At 72.1% G+C, this 1,918-nt stretch carries 2 protein-coding genes; both read left to right on the top strand.

Annotated features, from left to right (window positions below; all coding sequences use genetic code 11):
- Window positions 1-251: 251 nt before the first annotated feature.
- Entirely contained in the window at window positions 252-1,469 is a 1,218-nt protein-coding gene (locus GT354_RS49030; protein WP_346012519.1) for a CbiQ family ECF transporter T component, read from the top strand.
- A partial coding sequence (locus GT354_RS49025) for an ABC transporter ATP-binding protein (protein ID WP_161364614.1) occupies window positions 1,466-1,918 on the top strand: 453 nt, incomplete at its 3' end. The genes GT354_RS49030 and GT354_RS49025, both read left to right, overlap by 4 nt.

Raw genomic sequence — 1,918 nt, 5'->3', positions numbered from 1 at the left:
TTCGGCATCCCGGCGACCACGATCGCGGGCATCGGCCTGCTGGCCGCGCTGTGCGCGGGCGCCGCGATCACCGTGGTCCGCCGCCGGCGCGCGGCGGCCGGAGCGAGCTGACCGTGCCCGGTTCCTTGAGTAGCTCGGCCTCCGGTAGCTCAGCCTCCGGCAGTTCAGCCTTCAGCCGCTCGGCCACCGATCGCTCGGCCACCGATCGCTCGGCCTCCGGTCGCCCGGCCTCCGCCCGCTCGGCCGCCGCCGTGTTCCGTCGCGGGGGCGGCCGCCTGCCCCGCACCGTGCACCCCGGCGCGTGGTGGCTGTGGGCCCTCGGCCTGGCCACCGCCGCCAGTCGCACCACCAATCCGCTGCTGCTCGTGCTCATCCTCGCCGTGGCCGGTTTCGTGGTCGCCGGTCGGCGCGGCGACGCACCGTGGGCACTGGCCTTTCGGATGTATCTGTTCCTCGGTCTGGCGATCGTCGTGATGCGGGTGCTCTTCCGGCTCGTCTTCGGCGCGGGCGCGGCGGGCGGACACGTACTCTTCGACCTTCCCGAGATCCCGCTGCCCGCGTGGGCCGCCGGAATCCACCTGTTCGGTCCGGTGGCCCTGGAACATGTCCTGGGCGGCTTCTACGACGGTCTGCGCCTGGCCACGATGATCGTGTGCCTGGGCGCGGCCAACGCGCTGGCGAGCCCGAAGCGGATGCTCAAGGCGGTACCGGCCGCGCTGTACGAGGTGGGCTCGGCCGTGGTGGTGGCGCTGTCGGTGGCGCCGCAGCTGATCGAGAGCGTGCACCGGGTACGGCGGGCGCGCCGGCTGCGCGGTGGTGCCCAAAAGGGCATGCGCGCGCTGCGCTCGATCGTCATCCCGGTGCTCCAGGACGCCCTGGACCGCTCGCTGGCACTGGCCGCCGCAATGGACTCGCGCGGCTACGGACGCAATCGCCATCTGTCGCGCGGGGTAAGGCTGTTGACCGGCGTGTGCACGCTGGTGGGTCTGATCGGCGTGTGTGTGGGCGTGTACGCGCTTCTCGACGGCGGCACGCCGCGCTATCTGGGGCTGACGATGTTGCCCGGTGGAATCGCGTGCGCGGGGATCGGGTTCGTGCTGACCGGCCGGCGGATCCGGCGCAGTGTCCATCTGCCCGACCGGTGGCGGCTCGGCGAGTTCGCCGTCGCGGGGTGCGGGATCGGCGCGGGTGCGCTCGTGTACCTGACCAGCCGGATCGACGCGGGCAACCTGTATCCGTCGCTGAACCCGCTGACCTGGCCGGAGTTGGCGCCGTTGCCGACGCTCGCGCTCGTGGTCGGCGTGTTGCCCGCGTGGTTGGCGCCGCCGCCCCCGGTCACCAGGCCGCGGATCGCGGCGGACCCGCCGCGCAACGCGATGAACGCGCCGCGCCTCGCGGTGAATACGCCCGACGCGCCCACCGGCGTGGCCACGCGTTCGACCGACCCCAGGGAGAACTCCGTCCGGTGATCGAATTCCGCGACGTCACCATCACCTATGCCGACACGCCCGCCCCGGCGTTGCGCGGTGTCGAACTGCACGTGCCCGAAGGAGAGTTGTGTTTGGTCGTCGGCCCCACCGGAGCCGGCAAGTCGACCCTGCTCGGCGCGATCAACGGTCTGGTTCCGCACTTCACCGGCGGGACGCTGCGCGGCAGTGTCCTGGTGGACGGGATCGACACCCGCAGCCGGCCCCCGCGCGAGTTCGCGCACCTGGTCGGCGTGGTCGGTCAGGATCCTCTCGCGGGTTTCGTCACCGACACCGTCGAGGAGGAATTGGTCTACGGCATGGAGCAGTTGGGGGTTGCCTCCGATGTCATGCGCAAGCGCGTCGAGGAGACTCTCGACCTGCTCGGGATCGCCGAGTTGCGGCACCGAGCGCTGCGTACGCTCTCCGGCGGTCAGCAGCAGCGGGTCGCG

Source organism: Streptomyces sp. SID3343, from assembly GCF_009865215.1.
GTDB lineage: Bacteria > Actinomycetota > Actinomycetes > Streptomycetales > Streptomycetaceae > Embleya.
Note: the sequence above shows the minus strand (reverse complement) of the source record. Positions and strands in the feature narration are given on the sequence as shown.